This is a genomic window from Pseudomonas sp. LBUM920, assembly GCF_003852315.1.
Classification (GTDB): domain Bacteria; phylum Pseudomonadota; class Gammaproteobacteria; order Pseudomonadales; family Pseudomonadaceae; genus Aquipseudomonas.
The window spans coordinates 5,505,216-5,523,966 of record NZ_CP027762.1 but is presented as its reverse complement, the minus strand read 5'-3'; the positions used below and the strand labels follow the sequence as shown (position 1 = coordinate 5,523,966).

The 18,751-nt window shown below is 60.7% G+C and carries 18 protein-coding genes; 9 read left to right on the top strand and 9 right to left on the bottom strand.

All coding sequences use genetic code 11. The features are described from left to right. Nucleotides 1–549: 549 nt before the first annotated feature. Entirely contained in the window at nt 550–840 is a 291-nt protein-coding gene (locus C4J83_RS25630; protein WP_124418471.1) for a DUF3077 domain-containing protein, read from the bottom strand. Between the two features lie 327 nt (nt 841–1,167). Further along, nucleotides 1,168–2,115, bottom strand: a complete 948-nt coding sequence (locus C4J83_RS25625) for a LysR family transcriptional regulator (RefSeq protein WP_119736665.1) — start codon at nt 2,113–2,115, stop codon at nt 1,168–1,170. Nucleotides 2,116–2,244: 129 nt separating this feature from the next. Here C4J83_RS25625 and C4J83_RS25620 point away from each other — a divergent pair, with 129 nt between their 5' ends. Beyond that, on the top strand, nt 2,245–3,762 hold the full coding sequence (locus C4J83_RS25620; protein ID WP_124418470.1) for a CoA-acylating methylmalonate-semialdehyde dehydrogenase: 1,518 nt from the start codon (nt 2,245–2,247) through the stop codon (nt 3,760–3,762). Nucleotides 3,763–3,776: 14 nt separating this feature from the next. Then, nucleotides 3,777–4,664, top strand: a complete 888-nt coding sequence (gene mmsB / locus C4J83_RS25615) for a 3-hydroxyisobutyrate dehydrogenase (protein WP_124418469.1) — start codon at nt 3,777–3,779, stop codon at nt 4,662–4,664. A gap of 247 nt (nt 4,665–4,911) precedes the next feature. Here mmsB and C4J83_RS25610 read toward each other — a convergent pair whose 3' ends face one another. Beyond that, on the bottom strand, nt 4,912–5,256 hold the full coding sequence (locus C4J83_RS25610; RefSeq protein ID WP_010566207.1) for a cupin domain-containing protein: 345 nt from the start codon (nt 5,254–5,256) through the stop codon (nt 4,912–4,914). A gap of 386 nt (nt 5,257–5,642) precedes the next feature. Here C4J83_RS25610 and kynB point away from each other — a divergent pair, with 386 nt between their 5' ends. Together kynB and kynA are read left to right on the top strand one after the other, a co-directional pair. Then, the gene (kynB, locus tag C4J83_RS25600; protein ID WP_124418467.1) at nt 5,643–6,293 is read left to right on the top strand and encodes an arylformamidase; all 651 of its coding nucleotides are present in this window, start codon (nt 5,643–5,645) and stop codon (nt 6,291–6,293) included. Further along, entirely contained in the window at nt 6,290–7,147 is an 858-nt protein-coding gene (gene kynA / locus C4J83_RS25595) for a tryptophan 2,3-dioxygenase (protein ID WP_106578177.1), read from the top strand. Before kynB ends, kynA begins: the two co-directional genes overlap by 4 nt. A 142-nt stretch (nt 7,148–7,289) precedes the next feature. On the opposite strand, the gene C4J83_RS25590 is transcribed toward kynA, so the two are convergent. From C4J83_RS25590 to antA, 4 genes are all read right to left on the bottom strand, one after another. After that, entirely contained in the window at nt 7,290–8,693 is a 1,404-nt protein-coding gene (locus C4J83_RS25590; RefSeq protein WP_124418466.1) for an amino acid permease, read from the bottom strand. Nucleotides 8,694–8,765: 72 nt separating this feature from the next. After that, complete coding sequence (gene antC / locus C4J83_RS25585; RefSeq protein WP_124418465.1) at nt 8,766–9,773, bottom strand: anthranilate 1,2-dioxygenase electron transfer component AntC; 1,008 nt, start codon at nt 9,771–9,773, stop codon at nt 8,766–8,768. Nucleotides 9,774–10,017: 244 nt separating this feature from the next. Next, the gene (gene antB / locus C4J83_RS25580) at nt 10,018–10,509 is read right to left on the bottom strand and encodes an anthranilate 1,2-dioxygenase small subunit (RefSeq protein ID WP_124418464.1); all 492 of its coding nucleotides are present in this window, start codon (nt 10,507–10,509) and stop codon (nt 10,018–10,020) included. Then, nucleotides 10,509–11,900: an anthranilate 1,2-dioxygenase large subunit gene (gene antA / locus C4J83_RS25575; protein ID WP_124418463.1), complete on the bottom strand. Its 1,392-nt coding sequence runs from the start codon at nt 11,898–11,900 to the stop codon at nt 10,509–10,511. The genes antB and antA overlap by 1 nt, the downstream gene beginning before the upstream one ends. Nucleotides 11,901–12,225: 325 nt before the next feature. Between antA and C4J83_RS25570 the strand changes: the two genes are divergently transcribed. After that, nucleotides 12,226–13,218, top strand: coding sequence for an AraC family transcriptional regulator (locus tag C4J83_RS25570; protein ID WP_106578182.1), 993 nt, complete (start codon nt 12,226–12,228; stop codon nt 13,216–13,218). A 115-nt stretch (nt 13,219–13,333) separates the two neighbouring features. Here the strand turns inward: C4J83_RS25570 and C4J83_RS25565 are convergent, their stop codons facing one another. Then, a complete protein-coding gene (locus C4J83_RS25565) occupies nt 13,334–14,209 on the bottom strand; it encodes a LysR family transcriptional regulator (protein WP_106578183.1) in 876 nt (291 codons plus the stop codon). 114 nt (nt 14,210–14,323) lie between these two features. On the opposite strand from C4J83_RS25565, the gene C4J83_RS25560 reads away from it, so the two are divergent. From C4J83_RS25560 to catA, 3 genes are read left to right on the top strand one after another with little or no spacing between them, the layout of a single operon-like run. Next, complete coding sequence (locus tag C4J83_RS25560) at nt 14,324–15,451, top strand: muconate cycloisomerase family protein (RefSeq protein ID WP_106578184.1); 1,128 nt, start codon at nt 14,324–14,326, stop codon at nt 15,449–15,451. A gap of 12 nt (nt 15,452–15,463) precedes the next feature. Continuing rightward, entirely contained in the window at nt 15,464–15,754 is a 291-nt protein-coding gene (catC, locus tag C4J83_RS25555) for a muconolactone Delta-isomerase (RefSeq protein ID WP_124418462.1), read from the top strand. Between the two features lie 41 nt (nt 15,755–15,795). Next, entirely contained in the window at nt 15,796–16,725 is a 930-nt protein-coding gene (gene catA, locus C4J83_RS25550) for a catechol 1,2-dioxygenase (protein ID WP_124418461.1), read from the top strand. A gap of 121 nt (nt 16,726–16,846) precedes the next feature. Here the strand turns inward: catA and C4J83_RS25540 are convergent, their stop codons facing one another. Then, nucleotides 16,847–17,320, bottom strand: coding sequence for an Lrp/AsnC family transcriptional regulator (locus C4J83_RS25540; RefSeq protein WP_003194103.1), 474 nt, complete (start codon nt 17,318–17,320; stop codon nt 16,847–16,849). Between the two features lie 144 nt (nt 17,321–17,464). Here C4J83_RS25540 and kynU point away from each other — a divergent pair, with 144 nt between their 5' ends. Then, nucleotides 17,465–18,715, top strand: coding sequence for a kynureninase (gene kynU / locus C4J83_RS25535; RefSeq protein ID WP_124418460.1), 1,251 nt, complete (start codon nt 17,465–17,467; stop codon nt 18,713–18,715). The last annotated feature ends 36 nt before the right edge of the window (nt 18,716–18,751 follow it).

The window sequence follows — 18,751 nt, the reverse complement described above, 5'->3', positions numbered from 1 at the left end:
GCCTGACGCAAAATTTCCACCCGCCCCAGTTCCAAATGTGGGAGCGGGCTTGCTCGCGAATGCGGTGTATCAGCAGCAAATAATCTGGCTGACCCACCGCCATCGCAGGCAAGCCAGCTCCCACACGGATTTGTGCCTGACGCAAAATTTCCACCCGCCAAAGCCTAAAACTGTGGGAGCGGGCTTGCTCGCGAATGCGGTGTATCAGCAGCAAATAATCTGGCTGACCCACCGCCATTGCAGGCAAGCCAGCTCCCACACTGATTTGTGCCTGACGCAAAATTTCCCGCCCGCCACAGTTCAAAAATGTGGGAGCGGGCTTGCTCGCGAATGCGGTGTATCAGCAGCAAATAATCTGGCTGACCCACCGCCATCGCAGGCAAGCCAGCTCCCACACTGATTTGTGCCTGACGCAAAATTTCCCGCCCGGCACAGTTCAACTGTGGGAGTGGGCTTGCCCGCGATGGCGGTCGTTCAGGTAATGATGTATTGGCTGATCCAGCGCATTCGCGAGCAAGCCCGCTTCCACCTTTATGCCGCAGTGTTCGCTTAACTGCCCGGCGTCATCGCTTGCGTCAGGTCATCCACCACGGCTTTGCCCATCTCACACAAGTAATGCGCGGCCCAGGCGTATTGCTCGCCGCGCACGTCCATGGCGGCTTCCATCGCGAGTTTCTTGGAGTAAAAAAGCAGGGTGGAGGCGTGTTCCAGGGCTTGCTCAATCGGCATGCCGGCGTTGACGCGGAACAGGGGTTGTTGGTTTTCGCCGTAGTCGCCGAACGTGACGACGCCGAGGGTGGTAATGGAGGAAAGCGGTGGATCGGGGACGATTTTTGACATGATGTTTCCCAAATTTGCAGTAGGGGTCACCACGGCATGTCGCTAAACATGAAGAGGTGGCAGCTGTACACGGGTTAGCGAACCGGTAAATTTGGGAACCCGGCAGACCCGAAGGTCTCCCGCGTACAGCCGCCATAAAACGGTAAAGACAGGTAAAACGCCTGGCAATACTTTGGCATCACATCCCCAACTAATCCGAGTCGCTAAACCCGATCGCTGATGAGCAGCGAAGTCAGGAGGCTAGTGACCCAAACGGTAAGGCGCAATGGGGTAGAGAGTCTCTAGGAAACGTCCTGCAAATTAAAGCGAATCGTCATTGATGGCCCTTTAATCCGCGAACGTTATCTCCCGCGTTTCCCCCATCAACAACCCGGTGTTCTGCTCTGTCACCTCTCGGATGTAATCCCACAACAACGTAATCCGCTTCAACTTGCGCAAATCCTCCCGGCAATACATCCAGAACTGCCGCGTGATCGAAATCTGCTCTCCCAACACCGGCAACAACCGCGGATCCTGCGCCGCCAAAAAGCACGGCAATATCGCCATCGACCGACCCTGCTGCGCCGCCACGTACTGCGCGATCACGCTGGTGCTGCGCAAACTCGCGCTGGCGCCGGGCACTACATTCGCCAGGTACAACAGCTCCGAGCTGAACGCCAAGTCATCCACATAACTGATAAACGGATGCTCGGCCAAGTCCGCCGGGCTCTGGATGGGCGGGTGTTGGTCGAGGTAGTCCTGGGTCGCGTACAGCTGCAGTTTGTAGTCGCACAGCTTGCAGCACACATAGGGCCCGTGCTCCGGGCGTTCCAGGGCGATGACGATGTCGGCTTCGCGCTTGGACAGGCTGATGAAGTGGGGCAGGGGCAGAATATCCACCGAAATCGCCGGGTACGTGTCGACAAAATGGCTGAGCTGCGGGGTGACAAAAAAACTGCCGAAGCCTTCGGTGCAGCCCATGCGCACGTGGCCGGACAGCGCCACGCCGGAGCCGGACACCTGCTCGCACGCCATGTGCAGCGTGCTTTCGATGGACTCCGCGTAACCCAGCAAACGCTGGCCTTCGGCGGTGAGCACGAAGCCGTTGGTCCGGGATTTTTCGAACAGCAGCGTGCCAAGCGACACTTCCAACGAGCTGATGCGCCGCGACACAGTGGTGTAGTCCACCGCCAGGCGCTTGGCGGCGACGCTGGCCTTGCGGGTGCGGGCCACTTCGAGGAAAAACTTCAGGTCATCCCAGTTCAGGGAGCCCAAGGACGTGATGTTTTTTTGCATATTGGACCGGCTTTTATGTGCGTTCTTATTAGAGATTTGCACATCTATACTCCAAAAACAGTCCGAACGCCTCATTCCCAAGGCGATTCACGCGCCTTGTCTCTGCATAACTACAAGATTGGAGACCACATGAACGCTTCTGCCGACATTTCCGTGCAACAGGTCAAGTTGCTGATCAACGGTGAATGGGTCGAGTCCAAGACCACCCATTGGCAAGACATCGTTAACCCGGCCACCCAGCAAGTGCTGGCCAAAGTCCCTTTCGCCACCACCGATGAAGTCAACGCGGCCATCGACGCTGCCCATCAAGCCTTCCAGACCTGGAAACTGACGCCGATCGGCGCGCGCATGCGCATCATGCTCAAGCTGCAAGCCTTGATCCGTGAACATTCCAAACGCATCGCTGTAGTCCTCAGTGCCGAGCAGGGTAAGACCATTGCCGATGCCGAAGGCGATATTTTCCGTGGCCTGGAAGTGGTCGAACACGCGTGCTCCATCGGCACATTGCAGATGGGCGAATTCGCCGAAAACGTCGCCGGTGGCGTCGACACCTACACCCTGCGCCAACCTATCGGTGTGTGCGCCGGTATTACCCCGTTCAACTTCCCGGCGATGATTCCGCTGTGGATGTTCCCGATGGCGATTGCCTGCGGTAACACCTTCGTACTCAAGCCGTCCGAGCAAGACCCGCTGTCGACCCTGTTGCTGGTGGAGCTGGCGCTGGAAGCCGGTGTGCCGGCCGGCGTGCTCAACGTGGTGCACGGCGGCAAGGATGTGGTGGATGCGCTGTGCACCCACAAAGACATCAAGGCCGTGTCCTTCGTCGGCTCGACCGCCGTGGGCACTCATGTGTACAACCTGGCCGGTAAACACGGCAAGCGCGTGCAGTCGATGATGGGCGCCAAGAACCACGCCGTGGTGCTGCCGGACGCCAACCGCGAACACACGCTGAATGCCTTGGTCGGTGCCGGTTTCGGCGCGGCGGGCCAGCGTTGCATGGCCACCTCGGTGGTGGTGCTGGTGGGCGCGGCCAAGCAATGGCTGCCGGATCTGAAAGCGCTGGCGCAAAAACTCAAGGTGAATGCCGGCAGCGAAGCCGGTACGGATGTCGGCCCGGTGATTTCCAAACGCGCCAAGGCGCGCATCCTGGAGCTGATCGAAAGCGGCGTGAAAGAAGGCGCCAAGCTGGAGCTGGACGGTCGCGACATCAAGGTGCCGGGCTTCGAGCAAGGCAACTTCGTCGGCCCGACCCTGTTCTCGGGCGTGACCACGGACATGCAAATCTACACCCAGGAAATTTTCGGCCCGGTGCTGGTGGTGCTCGAAGTTGCCACGCTGGATGAAGCCATCGCGCTGGTCAACGCCAACCCATTCGGCAACGGCACCGGCCTGTTCACCCAAAGTGGTGCGGCGGCGCGTAAGTTCCAGAGCGAAATCGATGTAGGCCAGGTCGGCATCAACATTCCGATTCCGGTGCCAGTGCCGTTCTTCAGCTTCACCGGTTCGCGCGGTTCCAAGCTCGGCGACCTCGGCCCCTATGGCAAGCAAGTGGTGCAGTTCTACACCCAGACCAAAACTGTCACGAGCCGCTGGTTCGATGACGACACGGTCAATGATGGCGTCAACACCACCATCAACCTGCGCTGATTCGGGAGACGACCATGAAGATTGCATTTATCGGCTTGGGCAACATGGGCGCGCCCATGGCCCGCAACCTGATCAAGGCCGGGCACGCGCTGAACCTGTTCGACCTGAACCAGACCGTGCTCAAGGAACTCGCCGAACTGGGCGGCACCATCAGCGACTCACCACGCGATGCCTCGAAGGACGCTGAGCTGGTGATTACCATGCTGCCGGCCGCCGCCCATGTGCGCAGCGTGTGGCTGAATGAAGACGGCGTACTCGCTGGAATTGGAAAGGGCGTGCCCGCGGTGGATTGCAGCACCATCGACCCACAAACCATCCGCGATGTCTCTGCGGCGGCGGCCAAGCAAGGTGTTGCAGTGGCTGACGCGCCGGTCTCCGGTGGCACCGGCGGCGCACAGGCTGGGACGCTGACCTTTATGGTCGGCGCCACCCCGGAGCTGTTCGCCACCCTGCAACCGGTGCTGGCGCAGATGGGCCGTAACATCGTGCACTGCGGCGACGTCGGCACCGGCCAGATCGCCAAGATCTGCAACAACCTGCTGCTCGGCATCAGCATGGTCGGCGTCAGCGAAGCCATGGCGTTGGGCGATGCGCTGGGCATCGACACCCAAGTGCTGGCCGGCATTATCAACAGCTCCACCGGGCGCTGCTGGAGTTCCGACACCTACAACCCCTGGCCGGGCGTGATTGAGACCGCGCCGTCATCGCGGGGCTACACCGGTGGTTTCGGCGCCGACCTGATGCTCAAGGACCTGGGCCTGGCCACCGAGGCTGCGCGTCAGGCCAAGCAACCGGTGATTCTGGGCGCTGTGGCCCAGCAGTTGTATCAATCGATGAGCCAGCGCGGGGAAGGCGGTAAGGATTTCTCGGCGATCATCAATAGCTATCGCAAGCCCCAGTAGAGTGCCAAGCCCGCTTGCCGTAGCAAGCGGGCTTTCTATGGCAAATGGGCTTGTATGGCAAATGGGCTTTTTGTGGCTGGCAGACTTGTTGTGGCGAGCGGGCTTGCCCCGCGTTGGGCTGCGCAGCAGCCCCAATAAAGTCAACGCATCTTCCCAGCCAAGCCGCGGTGCCTGGACCAGGGGCCGCTACGCAGCCCAACGCGGGGCAAGCCCGCTCGCCACAAGGAAGTAGTCCGAGTTAGGTTGCTCAGGCAAACACAAAATACTTACGCACCGTCTCAACCACTTCCCACGTGCCCTTCATCCCCGGCTCCACCACAAAGATATCCCCAGCCCGCAGGTGAATCGGCTCCAGGCCTTCCGGGGTGATCACGCAATAGCCTTCCTGGAAATGGCAGTATTCCCACTTCACGTATTCCACGTACCACTTGCCCGGTGTGCAGATCCAGGTGCCCATGATCTTGCTGCCGTCTTCGCTGGTGTAGGCGTTGAGGTTGACGGTGTGCGGGTCGCCTTCGAGTTTTTCCCATTTGCAGGCATCCAGGACCGGCAGTGGGTGGGTGTCGCGCAGTACGGTGATGGGCTTGGACATGGTGGCTCCGAGGCAGAGAATGGAAAGAGCAACCCTAAGGCCTTGGGCATTGTGTCAGTGGTCTGAACTCGACATCGGGATGCCCAGAAGCGCAGGCGAATGCGATTGCTCTGACACCCATGCAGTCCCTGTGGGAGCGGGCTTGCTCGCGAAAGCGGTGGGTCAGCCCGCACCTGTATTGACTGGCACACCGCCTTCGCGAGCAAGCCCGCTCCCACATTGGATCTCCAGTGTTTGAGCGGCTTTGATCAGACAAAATATTCGGGCGCCGATCCGGCATTTTCTCGCAGTAACTGCGAAAGAATTCCCGCCTGGCGCTGGAATTAGCAAGAAAATGCACGGCCGGCCCTCGTATCATTCACCCCAGAACGAGTGAGAGCCTTGAAATGAACCCAATAAAAACGTGGTGGGACATCAGCCCGCCCTTGAGCACGGCGACCCCGACCTGGCCGGGCGATACGCCGTTTCAGGAAGAGCGCGTGTGGCAGTTCGGCTCCGAGTGCCCGGTGAATGTGGGCCGCGTGACGTTCTCGCCGCACACCGGCGCGCATGTGGATGCGCCGCTGCATTACAGCGCTGACGGCGCGCCGATCGGCGAAGTGTCGCTGGACGTGTACATGGGCCCGTGCCGGGTGTTGCATTGCCTGGGCAGTGGCGCGCTGGTGCAGCCGCATCAGTTGGAAGGCCGTGTGGATAACTTGCCCGAGCGTGTGTTGCTGCGCACTTATCCACAAGCGCCCCTGACTGAATGGGATTCGAACTTCACCGCCATTGCGCCGCAAACCATCGAGCTGCTCGCCAGCCTGGGCGTGCGCCTGATCGGTATCGACACGCCGTCCCTGGACCCGCAACAGTCCAAGACCATGGATTCGCACAATGCCGTGGCCCGCCATGGCATGGCGATTCTCGAAGGCATCGTGCTTGATGACGTGCCGGAGGGCGACTATGAATTGATCGCGCTGCCGCTGCGCTTTGCCAACCTGGACGCGAGCCCGGTCCGCGCCATCCTCCGCCCGCTCAAGGAGCCCACGCGATGAGCCAATGCCCCTTCTCACCTGATTACCAGCCCCCGGAAGAATGGCATAACGCCGAGCTGAATTTTTCCGAGTCCATGAGCTACGGCGACTACCTGGACCTGGGCAAGGTCCTGAGCGCCCAGCACCCGCTGTCGCCCGACCACAACGAAATGCTCTTTATCATCCAGCACCAGACGTCCGAGCTGTGGATGAAACTGATGCTCCACGAACTCAAGGCTGCCCGCGAACACGTGCGCCTGGGCGAGCTGCCGCCGGCGTTCAAGATGCTGGCGCGGGTGTCGCGGATCTTCGATCAACTGGTGCACGCCTGGGCGGTGTTGGCGACCATGACGCCGTCGGAATACAAGGCCATTCGCCCGTTCCTGGGGCAGTCGTCGGGGTTTCAGTCGTTCCAGTACCGCGAGATCGAATTTATCCTCGGCAATAAAAGCGCGGCGCTGTTGCGGCCTCACGCGCACCGGCCGCAGTTGTTGAACGAGTTGAAAGTGGCGATTGCCACGCCGTCGCTGTATGACGAGGCGGTCAACCTGATGGCGAAAGCCGGGTTGGCGATTGACCCCAAACGCGCCGAGCGCGACCCGACAGCGGCCACGGTTCACGATGAGTCGGTGGAAGCGGCCTGGCGTGAGGTGTATCGCGACCCGAACCGGTATTGGGATTTGTATCAGTTGGCCGAGAAGTTTATCGACCTGGAGGATTCGTTCCGCCAGTGGCGCTTCAGGCATGTGACCACGGTTGAGCGGATCATCGGCTTTCAACCTGGTACGGGCGGCACCGAGGGCGTGGGGTATTTGCGCAAGATGCTCGACACGGTGCTGTTCCCCGAATTGTGGCGAGTGCGTTCCACGCTATAAAAAAAGCCCCGGAATCCCGGGGCTTTTTCATGAGCAATCCAATCAAGTGTGGGAGGGGGCTTGCCCCCGATGGCAGCGTGTCAGCCACCGCATCCGGTGTCTGACCCACCGCCATCGCGGGCAAGCCCGGCTCCCACAGGGATCACTGTGCATTCACTACAGCGCTACCCTTTTTGACCCGCATCCGGTAGGCCATGTAGATAATCCCCACCCACACCGGCATCGCATACACCGACTCACGAATGCCATCGATCGCCAGCATCACGCTGACAATCATCGCCATGAACGCCAGGCACAGGTAGTTGCTGAACGGGAACCAGAAGGTTTTGAACGACGGCGTCACGCCTTGCTCGCCCATGGCCTTGCGGAACTTGATGTGAGTGATGCTGATCAGCGCCCAGTTGATCATCAGCGAGGCAACCACCAGTGCGAACAACAACTCCAGGGCGCTCTTGGGCGCGACGTAGTTGACCACCACGCACAGCATCGTCACCAGCGCCGAAATCGCCAGGGCACGCAGCGGCACGCCTTGCTTGTTCAGCTTCATCAGCGCTTTGGGCGCATCGCCTTGCTCGGCCAGGCCGAACAGCATGCGGCTGTTGCAGTACACGCCGCTGTTGTACACCGACAGCGCCGCGGTCAGCACCACGAAGTTGAGGATGTGCGCGGCGGTGTCGTTACCGATCAGCGAGAAGATCTGCACAAACGGGCTGCCGCTGTAGGGATCGCCCGACGCGCCGAGGGTTTGCAGCAGTTGGTCCCACGGGTACAGCGCCAGCAATACGGTCAGTGCGCCGACGTAGAAAATCAGAATCCGGTAGACCACCTGGTTGATGGCTTTGGGGATCACTTTGCGCGGCTCGCTGGCCTCGGCAGCGGTGATGCCCACCAGCTCCAGGCCACCAAACGAGAACATGATAAAGGCCATCGACATCAGCAGCCCCATGCCGCCATTGGGGAAGAACCCGCCGTGGCTCCACAGGTTGCTCACCGCGGCTTGCGGGCCGCCGGTGCCGCTGAACAGCAGGTAGCAGCCGAGCACGATCATGCCGACAATCGCGACTACCTTGATGATCGCGAACCAGAATTCGGCTTCACCGAAGAACTTCACGTTCAGCGTGTTGATCAGGTTGACCGCCACAAAGAACACCAGCGCGCTGACCCAGGTTGGAATTTCCGGCCACCAGAACTGGATGTACTTGCCCACGGCGGTCAGTTCGGCCATGCCCACCAGCACGTAGAGCACCCAGTAGTTCCAGCCCGCCAGAAAGCCTGCGTAGCCGCCCCAGTATTTGTGGGCGAAGTGGCTGAAGGAGCCGGCCACCGGCTCTTCGACGATCATCTCGCCGAGCTGGCGCATGATCAGGAACGCGATGAAACCGGCAATCGCGTACCCCAGGATCATCGACGGGCCCGCCGATTTGAGCACCCCGGCCGAGCCGAGGAACAATCCCGTGCCAATCGCCCCTCCCAAGGCAATCAGCTGAATATGCCGGTTCTTCAGGCCACGCTTGAGGCCTACCGGGTTAACCATGTCATCCGCCATTAACATTCCCTTCTACTTGTTTTTCTCAGGGTTGATTGCACGCCGCACCCGCCCCTCAAAAGTACTGAGGGGTCAGATATTACTCTGCGTAAACTTTTCGTAATACAGCTGAACGCCAACAAGTGCCTGATCCAGCAGCCATTGTTGGATGGATTCGACCATCGGAGGGGGGCCGCACACGTACATATCCGCCGATTGGTCCCGCAATTCGGCCAGGTCGAAATGCTCGGTGAGGTAACCGCGCTTGCCGGGCCACTCGGGCGATGGGTCACTCAGCACTTGGGTGTAGCGAAAACTCGGTATTTTCGACGCGTAGGCTTCAATGCGCGCTGCTTCGCACAAGTCCTCGGCGCCCCGTACGCCGTAGTACAGGTGCACCGGCTGCTCGCAACCGTTGGCCGCCAGCTCATCGAGCATGCCCAGCAACGCCGACAACCCGGTGCCGCCGGCCACCAGCACCAGCGGTTGGGTGACATGCCGCAGGTAAAACGCGCCCAACGGTGCTTCCATCAGCACTTCATCACCGACCTGGCAGCGCTCGCGCAGGTAGTTGCTCATGACGCCATCGGGCAGCAGGCGCACCAGAAACTGCAGCAGGTTACCCGGTCGGTTGGCGAAGGAGTACGAGCGCCAGCTGTCGGTGCCGGGCACCGACAGGCGCGCGTATTGGCCGGGCAGGAAGTCCAGCGGCGCCTCCAACTGCACGTGCAAAATGGCCGTGCTGGCCGAGACCAACTGCACCGCACTCACCAATCCGCGCACCTGCACCGGCCCCGGCGCATTGCAAAGGCTCGAATCGAAATCGAAGTAAAACGTTGCATCGGATTTGACCCGCGTCTGGCAGCTGAGCATTTTACGTTGCTGCAGGTCGAGGCTGGAGAGCGCTTCCTCGTCGACATAATCCTGGCTGTAGTCGCCCGACTCGCAACGGCCCTGGCAGGTGCCGCACACACCTTCACGGCAATCCAGCGGGATCTTGATGCCGTTGCGCAAGGCCGCGTCCAGCAGGATTTCGTTGGCGCCCACCGGGAAAAACAGGGTTTTGCCGTCGGCAAAGCTGAAGGCCACTTTGTGATTCATCCGCATAACTCCGCGTATCTGATTGGATGGCTGACGAGTGAGCTTTTGTGGCGAGCGGCCTGTTGTGGCGAGCGGGCTTGCCCCGCGTTGGGCTGCGAAGCGGCCCCAATTAAAGCCACCGCATTTCTGCAGTCAAACCGCAGTGGCTGGGCCAGGGGCCGCTTCGCGCCCCAACGCGGGGCAAGCCCGCTCGCCACGACAAGCCTTCTCGCCACAACCGGCCCGGTCGCCACGCCAGGCATGGTCAAAGGTGATAAAAATCCAGCACCGAATTGATGGTGTCGTTGAGCAGCAGGGCGTGCTTGCGGGTGATCAGCCAGCTGTCGCCGTGGGCTTTCAGGCTGTAGGTGGCGCTGCCATAGAACTGCTCCGACATGGCCAGCCGATAGAACAGCGTGTGCCAGTTCAACTTCACTTCCAACAGCCCGCCGGGTTGCTCGGCAATCCGCACGTTATTGATCAGGTGCAAGGTGCGCGGCATTGGCGTGGCCGACGCCGCCTTGCCGGTGCGCAGGCGGAACACGCGGTCTTCCAGGCCCGAACGGTTGGCGTAATAGATCAACGACATCTCGCGCTTGGGGTCGCGGGTGTAGACGTGTTCCGAGTCCCATTGCGGCAGGTGGAACTCACTCTGCGGGTCGAACAACTGCACATACGCGTCCCAGTCCTGGGCGTCGCACAGCTCGGATTTACGGTAGAAAAACTGCTCGATCTGGTACTGCAATTGCGCATTCATCACTTCACCTCCCGCAGCTTCAGCGCGTGTTGGTCCAGGCCGTTAAGCAGGAAGTGCTGCCAGTTGCGGTGCTGGTTGACGTACAGGCCTTCGTGGGTGAACTCGGTGCCGGTCATCGCCGGTTGGATGCCGATGGCTTCGCTGTTCGGCGTAGGCCCGGTCTCCCAGCGATGGCTGCCGCGTGAGATATCGCTCCAGCGTTCCAGGCGGCCCTGGAAACCGCGCTGGGCTTCGCGAAATTCCACCAGGTCATCGGGTGTGCCCATGCCCGACACGTTGAAGAAATCCTCGAACTGGCGGATGCGGTTTTCGCGGTCGGCGTCGGACTCGTTTTTCACCCCCAGGCACTGGCTGATGATTTCGGTCTTGTTCCACGCCACCGGGCGAATAATCCGCAGCTGCGAGCTGATCTGGTCGAGGAAGAACAGGCTCGGGTAGATGTTCAGGTTGCGCAGGCGGTGCATCATCCACTCGGCCTTTTGCTGGCCGTGTTCTTGTACCAGGCGCGGCATGATGGTGGCGTAGCCGGAGCGCACACTTGGGTTGGGCATGTCGCTGAACAACAGGCTGTGGCCATTCTTGAAGGCGAACCAACCGTCGTCGGTGTTGGCGTCGCCGGCGCCGAGTTTGCTGTAGTCCAGCGTGCTGGCGGAGCCGCTGCCGTTTTCGGTGTTCACCTGCTGGCGATGCTGCACCGTGGCCACGTAGTTGTAGTGCACGGTGCTGACGTGATAACCGTCCAGGCCGTTTTCGTTCTGTAGTTTCCAGTTGCCGTCGTAGGTGTAGGCGGATTTGCCCGGCAGCACTTCCAGCTCACCGGTGGCGGACTGCGCGACCATCATGTCGAAGAACACTTTGGCGTCGCCGAGGAAGTCCTCCAGGCTGTCGCTGCCATTCACGTCCAGGCTGATAAACACAAAGCCCTTGTAGCTTTCGATGCGGGCTTTCTTCAGGCCGCGCGTGGCTTTGTCGAAGCCTTCCGGGTATTCGCCCGGCGCCTTGACCTTCACCAGCCGGCCATCGCTCTTGTAGCACCAGGCATGGAATGGGCAAGTAAAGGTGGATTGGTTGCCTTTGCCGACGCGCGTCAGCGTGGTGCCGCGATGCTGGCAGGCGTTGATCAGCGCATTCAGTTGGCCCTCGCCATCGCGGGTGATGATCATCGGCTGGCGCCCGGCGCGCATCGTCACGAAGTCGTGGTTATGGGCCAGCTCGCTTTCGTGGCAGGCGTAGATCCAGTTTTTTTCGAAGATCAGTTCCATCTCCAGGTCGAACAGCTCCGGCTCGGTGAACATGTCCCGGGCGATGCGGAACACGGCGTCCGCCGGGCGAAAATCCAGGCAGCTTTCGATAAACGTTTTCCACTGCTCGACGCTTTTTGCACCACTCATGGGAGGCACCTTTTTGATAGGGGCTAATCGGTGGTTCATTAGAGGCAGCGCGGCAGGGTGCGGGCTATCCGCTTAATGGGCAGAGATGGGCCGCATAGTTGGCGCGCGTCATTGGGCAGCAAATACCCAGTTCGGTGCAGCGAGGTGACGCGATGCGCTACTGTCATACCAAGGGGAAGTCGCAAAAACCTGCGGCTTATCCACATAGTCGATCGTTGCTATCCACCCCGTTGCATTACGACGCGCGTGGCGTAGAACTTGCTGTCGATTGTCAACGACGCGCCGCCAGAGCGCGCAACCGCCTAACCGCCGTGGGTGCACCCTGATGAGTAGCCATACACGCGAAATCCATATTCAACGCTTCGACCTCGAAGGCGCCTGCAGCTGGATGTCCGGCATTTGTGGGCCGCACCGCCTGGCGACTTCGACGCCCGAGCGCCTGCGCTTTCACCACAGCGCCAATGTGTTCAAGTCCCGCGCTACCACCTTGGGCGTGATCGAGTACGGCACGGACGTGACCATCGGCATCGAAGACGCCGAGCACTTCAGCAGCTACAGCCTGAGCCTGCCATTGGTGGGCGAGCAGGAATTGAGCAAGAACGGCGAGCGGCTGAGTTCCAATCGCGACCAGGGCGTGATCCTGTCGCCCAACGAGCATCAGGTGCTGGCAATCTCCGGTGATTGCCGCAAGTTGCAGGTGGTGATCACCCGCGCGGCGATGAGTGAATCCCTGGAAGGCTTGCTGCAACGGCCGATTGAGGCGCCGCTGCGCTTTGAGTCGGTGATGGACGCGGTGGAGGGAGCTTCAGCGTCGTGGTGGCGCATGGCGCGGTATTTCATTGCCGAGCTTGAGCGCAGCAGCGAGTTGTATGAGCAGGCGGCCTTTACGCGTGACTTGGAAAGCTCGTTGATCAAAGGCTTGATCCTTGCCCAACCGAATAACTATTCAGAAGAGCTGCGCGACGTGCTGGGCGTGAAGCTGCCGCACTACCTGATTCGTGCCCGGCAGTACATCCACGACAACGCCCGCGAAGCGGTGCATCTGGAAGACCTGGAAGCGGCTGCGGGCGTGTCGCGGTTCAAGCTGTTTGATGCATTTCGCAAGTACTTTGCGCTGTCGCCCATGGCGTACTTGAAGAAGTACCGGCTGGGCGCGGTGCGTCAGGAAATCCTTGAGCAGGGCTCTACTCGGACCATTTCCGAGATTGCCCTGGGTTGGGGCTTTACCCATTTGGGGCGGTTTTCGGCGGAGTACCGCAAGCTGTTTGATGAATCGCCCAGCCAGACCCTGCAGCGCAAGCGCCTGCGCAGTCTGTAAACCTGATGAAGACCAGGATGTGGGAGCTGGCTTGCCTGCGATAGCGGTGGTGAATGTTCCACCGCCATCGCAGGCAAGCCAGCTCCCACAGGGGATTTGTGTCGTTTGGGAGATCTCAGATCAACTCTTCCACCAACTGCAAACAATGACTGAGCCCCGGCGACTGGTCATTCACCCGCCGGCTGAGAATGATCGGCGAGGTCGCGGTGGTTTCCACAATCGGCGTGTAGCCGATATCCGCGCGGTGCAGCACCTGCACCGAGGCCGGCACCAGCGTCACGCCCATGCCGGCACCGACCAGGCCGATGGCGGTCTGCAATTCGTTGGTCCACTGCGCCACCTTGAGGCTCAGGCCGTGGGCGTCGAACAGTGCGATCACATGGTCGGCATAGCTGGGGCGAGGGTTGCCGGGGTAAAGCACAAACGGCTCGGCGGCCAATTGGGCGAGGGTCGCGGGCGCACCCAGCAGCGGGTGGCCGGCGGGCAGTACGGCGACCAGTCGATCCTCCACCAGCACACGCTGGACGATGGCCGGGTCGTCGATGCGAATGCGCCCGAAGCCCACGTCAATGCGGCCGGCTTTCAGCGCGTCGACCTGCTGCAACGTGGTCATCTCCGACAAGCCCAATTCCAGCTCCAGCACCGCGTGGTTGCGCAGCCGCCGAATCAACTCTGGCAGCACGCCGTACAAGGTCGACGGCGCAAAGCCAATGCCCAGCCAGGTCTTTTCGCCCTGGCCAATGCGGCGCGTGGTGTCGCACACCTTGCCCAGTTGCTCGAGCAGCACATTGGCGTGTTCATAGAAAAACCGCCCGGCTGCGGTCAGCCGCAGCGGTCGACCACGCTCGAGCAGAATCACCCCCAGTTCGTCTTCCAATTGCTGGATCTGCCGACTCAGCGGCGGCTGGGCGATGTGCAGGCGTTCGGCGGCGCGGGTGAAGTTCAGCGTTTCACCCAGCACCTGGAAATAGCGCAGATGACGCAGTTCCATGGCGGCTCCTTTCATACCTTGAGGGTATTATGCGAGACCCATTCTATATTGGAAGCCACAAAAAATACGGCACAGAATCGGCTCAAATCTATAAAGAACCCCACGGGTATAGCCATGCCGATTTGCGCCATCGAGTCGATTGAAACGGTCATCGTCGACCTCCCCACCCTGCGCCCGCACAAGCTGGCCATGCACACGATGCAAAACCAGACGCTGGTGATCATCCGCCTGCGCTGCGCCGACGGCATCGAGGGCATCGGTGAGGCCACCACCATCGGCGGCCTGAGCTACGGCAACGAAAGCCCTGACAGCATCAAGGTCAACATCGACCGCCATTTCGCGCCGCTGTTGATTGGCCAGGACGCGAGCAATATCAATGCGGCGATGTTGCGCCTGGAGCGCAGCATTCGTGGCAACACCTTTGCCAAGTCCGGCATCGAAAGCGCGTTGCTCGATGCGCTGGGCAAACGGCTTGACTTGCCCGTCAGCGAGCTGCTCGGTGGGCGGGTGAGGGATGCCTTGCCGGTGGCCTGGACCCTGGCCAGCGGCAACACCGAACAAGACATTGCCGAAGCGGAAAAGATGCTCGACCTGCGCCGTCACCGCATCTTCAAATTGAAGATCGGCGCCGGTGAGGTTGGCCGCGACCTGGCCCACGTGATCGCGATCAAAAAAGCCTTGGGCGAGCGCGCCAGTGTGCGCGTTGACGTCAACCAGGCGTGGGACGAAGCCGTGGCCCTGCGTGCGTGCAAGGTGCTCGGCGACAACGGCATCGACCTGATCGAACAACCGATTTCGCGCAACAACCGCAGCGGCATGGCTCGGCTGAATCTATCGAGCCCGGTGCCGATCATGGCCGACGAGTCCATCGAGTGCGTGGAGGATGCCTTCAACCTGGCCCGCGAAGGCGCAGCCTCGGTGTTCGCGCTGAAGATCGCCAAGAACGGCGGCCCGCGCGCCGTGTTGCGCACCGCCGCCATCGCCGAAGCCGCCGGTATTGGCCTGTACGGCGGCACCATGCTTGAAGGCGGCATCGGCACCCTGGCCTCGGCGCATGCCTTCCTGACCTTGAACAAGCTGGCGTGGGACACCGAACTGTTCGGCCCGCTGCTGCTTACCGAAGACATCCTCACCGAGCCGCCGGTGTACCGCGATTTTGCGCTGCATGTTTCCACTGCACCGGGCCTTGGCCTGGCTATCGATGAAGAGCGTCTGGCGTTCTTCCGTCGTGACAACCACTAAGAGGCGCCTGCCATGTTGTTCCACGTAAAAATGACCGTGAACCTGCCCCTGGACATGAACCCTGAGCGCGCGGCTGGCCTGAAAGCCGACGAAAAAGCCCTGGCGCAGCGCCTGCAGCAAGAGGGCAAATGGCGCCACCTGTGGCGCATCGCCGGGCATTACGCCAACTACAGCGTGTTCGACGTCGGCAGTGTGCAAGAGCTGCACGACCTGCTGATGCAGCTGCCGCTTTTTCCTTACATGGCCATCGAAGTGAATGCCTTGTGCCGCCACCCTTCGTCGATCCATGAGGACGACCGCTGAGCCTGTTTTGCACCCAATAATGACAAGATGAGGATTGCACCATGTCCATCCGACTTTCCCAGACTGCCCACGCCCAAGCGTTTCTCGAAGAAGCCAGCGGCAACCACAATGACGCTGGCAACCCGCGCGCCAAGGCGCTGATTTACCGGATCCTGCGCGACACGGTGAACATCATCGAAGACCTGGAAGTGACCCCGCAAGAGTTCTGGAAGGCGGTCAATTACCTCAACGAGCTGGGCAAACATCAGGAAGCGGGGCTGCTCGCTGCCGGCTTGGGCCTGGAGCATTACCTGGATTTGCTGATGGACGCCGCCGACGAAGAAGCCGGCAAATCCGGCGGCACGCCGCGCACCATCGAAGGCCCGCTGTATGTGGCCGGGGCGCCGCTGAGCCAATACGAAGCGCGGCTGGACGATGGCAAGGACGACGCGGTGCCGCTGTTTATGCGCGGGCAAGTGCGCGGCACCGACGGCAAACCATTGGCGGGTGCCATTGTGGATGTGTGGCAGGCCAATACCGGTGGCACCTATTCGTGGTTTGACCCGACGCAGTCGGAGTTCAACCTGCGCCGGCGCATCGAGACCGATGCCCAGGGCAACTACCGTTTTCGTAGCATCGTGCCATCCGGCTACGGCTGCCCGCCGACCGGGCCGACTCAGCAGCTGCTCGACCAACTGGGTCGCCATGGGCAGCGGCCGGCGCACATTCACTTCTTTATCTCGGCGCCGGGGCATCGGCATTTGACCACGCAGATCAACCTGTCGGACGACCCGTACCTGCACGATGACTTTGCCTATGCGACACGCGATGAATTGATTGCTGAGATTCGCTTCAGTGACGATCAACAACTGGCGCGGGAATTTGGGGTGCAAGGGCGCTTTGCGCAGATTGATTTTGACTTTGAGCTGCAACGGGCTGATGCGCCGGTAGAGCAAAAACGCATGCAACGCGTGCGCGCCCTCGAAGACTAAACACGGTTAAAAAATGTGGGAGCTGGCTTGCCTGCGATGGCATCAACTCGGTGTAACTGTTGCACCGAGGTGTCTGCATCGCAGGCAAGCCAGCTCCCACATTTGAATGGAGGCGTTGCGGCTATTTGCGCAGGACCAAGTCCAACACTTCATCCCGATCCTTGATCTTCTGCAACACAATCTCCGAGCGAATATCCATCACCCCTGCCGTGCGGTTCAGGTGGTTCACAATAAAGTCCGAAAAGTGCTTCAAATTCCGCGCCTGCACCCGCAGCACATAATTGCTCGCGCCGGTAATCACGTACGCGCTGGCCACCTCCGGCCAGCCTTGCACCTTTTTGATGAACGTCTCGTGCCAATCCTCCACGTCCTGGCGCAAGGACAGGTGCACGATGGCTTCCAGCTCGATTCCCAGCTGCTCGGCATTCAGCACCGCGCGGTAGCCGCTGATGATTCCCTCGCTCTCCAGCAGGCGCAAACGGCGCAGGCAGGCGGAGGGCGACAGGGCGACTTTTTCGGCCAGTTCCTGGTTGCTGATGCGGCCATCCTGTTGCAGAAAATGCAGGAGGCGCAGGTCGGTGGCGTCGAGAATCATGCTTAGAATAAATCCGCGTGTTTTGGGGTTAAATTCGAATTTCCTACAGCTTAATTAGCCTGTTACCCACCACTTTGCACGAAAATTCTCTAAAGCTTCGTTCATTATTTGCTGCATCTTCACTTATAAAAACCAGGACAGCCCATGACCACCCGAAGCCACTGCCAAGCCCTCGACGCTCAGGACCCGTTGGCGCCACTGCGTCGTCAGTTCGCCTTGCCTGAGGGCGTGATCTACCTCGACGGCAACTCCCTCGGTGCGCGCCCGGTGGCGGCGTTGGCGCGGGCGCAGCAGGTGATCGCCCAAGAGTGGGGCAATGGCTTGATTCGCAGCTGGAACAGCGCCGGTTGGGCAGATCTGTCCCAGCGCCTGGGCAACCGCCTGGCGCCCTTGATTGGCGCGCGCGACGGCGAAGTGGTGATCACCGATACCACCTCCATCAACCTGTTCAAGGTCCTCAGCGCCGCGTTGAGCGTGCAGCGCCAACGCCAGCCGGGCCGTAAGGTGATCGTCAGCGAAGCGAGCAACTTTCCCACCGACCTGTACATCGCCGAAGGCCTGGCCGAGTTGCTGCAGCAGGGTTATTCGTTGCGACTGGTGAACAGCCCCGATGAACTGCCGCAGGCTATCGACCAGGACGTGGCGGTGGTGATGCTCACCCACGTCAACTACCAAACCGGCTACATGTACGACATGCAGGCGCTCACCGCCTTGAGCCACGAATGTGGCGCGCTGAGCATTTGGGACCTGGCGCATTCGGCGGGCGCGGTGCCCATCGACCTGCACAAGGCGCGGGCCGATTATGCGATTGGCTGCACCTACAAATACCTCAATGGCGGGCCGGGTTCCCAGGCGTTTGTGTGGGTCAATCCGCTGCTGGTGGACGTGGTGCGCCAGCCGTTGTCGGGCTGGTTCGGGCATACCCGGCAGTTTGCGATGGAAGCTCAATACGCGCCGAGCGCCGGCATTGCGCGCTATCTGTGCGGCACGCAGCCGATCACTTCGCTGGCCATGGTCGAATGCGGCCTGGAGATTTTTGCCCAGACCGACATGGCCAGCCTGCGGACTAAATCCCTGGCGTTGACTGACCTGTTTGTCGCGCTGGTCGAAGCCCGCTGCGCCGCCCACGGCCTGGTGTTGATTACCCCGCGCGAGCACGCCAGGCGCGGCAGCCATGTGAGCTTCGAGCACCCTGAAGGTTACGCGGTGATCCAGGCGCTGATCGCTCGGGGCGTGATTGGTGATTACCGCGAGCCGCGCATCATGCGTTTTGGTTTTACGCCGTTGTACACAAGCTTCACCGAGGTATGGGATGCCGTGGAGATCCTCGGCGACATTCTCGACAACGGCACCTGGGACCAGCCGCAGTTCAAGGTCCGCAACAGCGTCACCTGATTCACGCCGATTAAAATGTGGGAGCGGGCTTGCTCG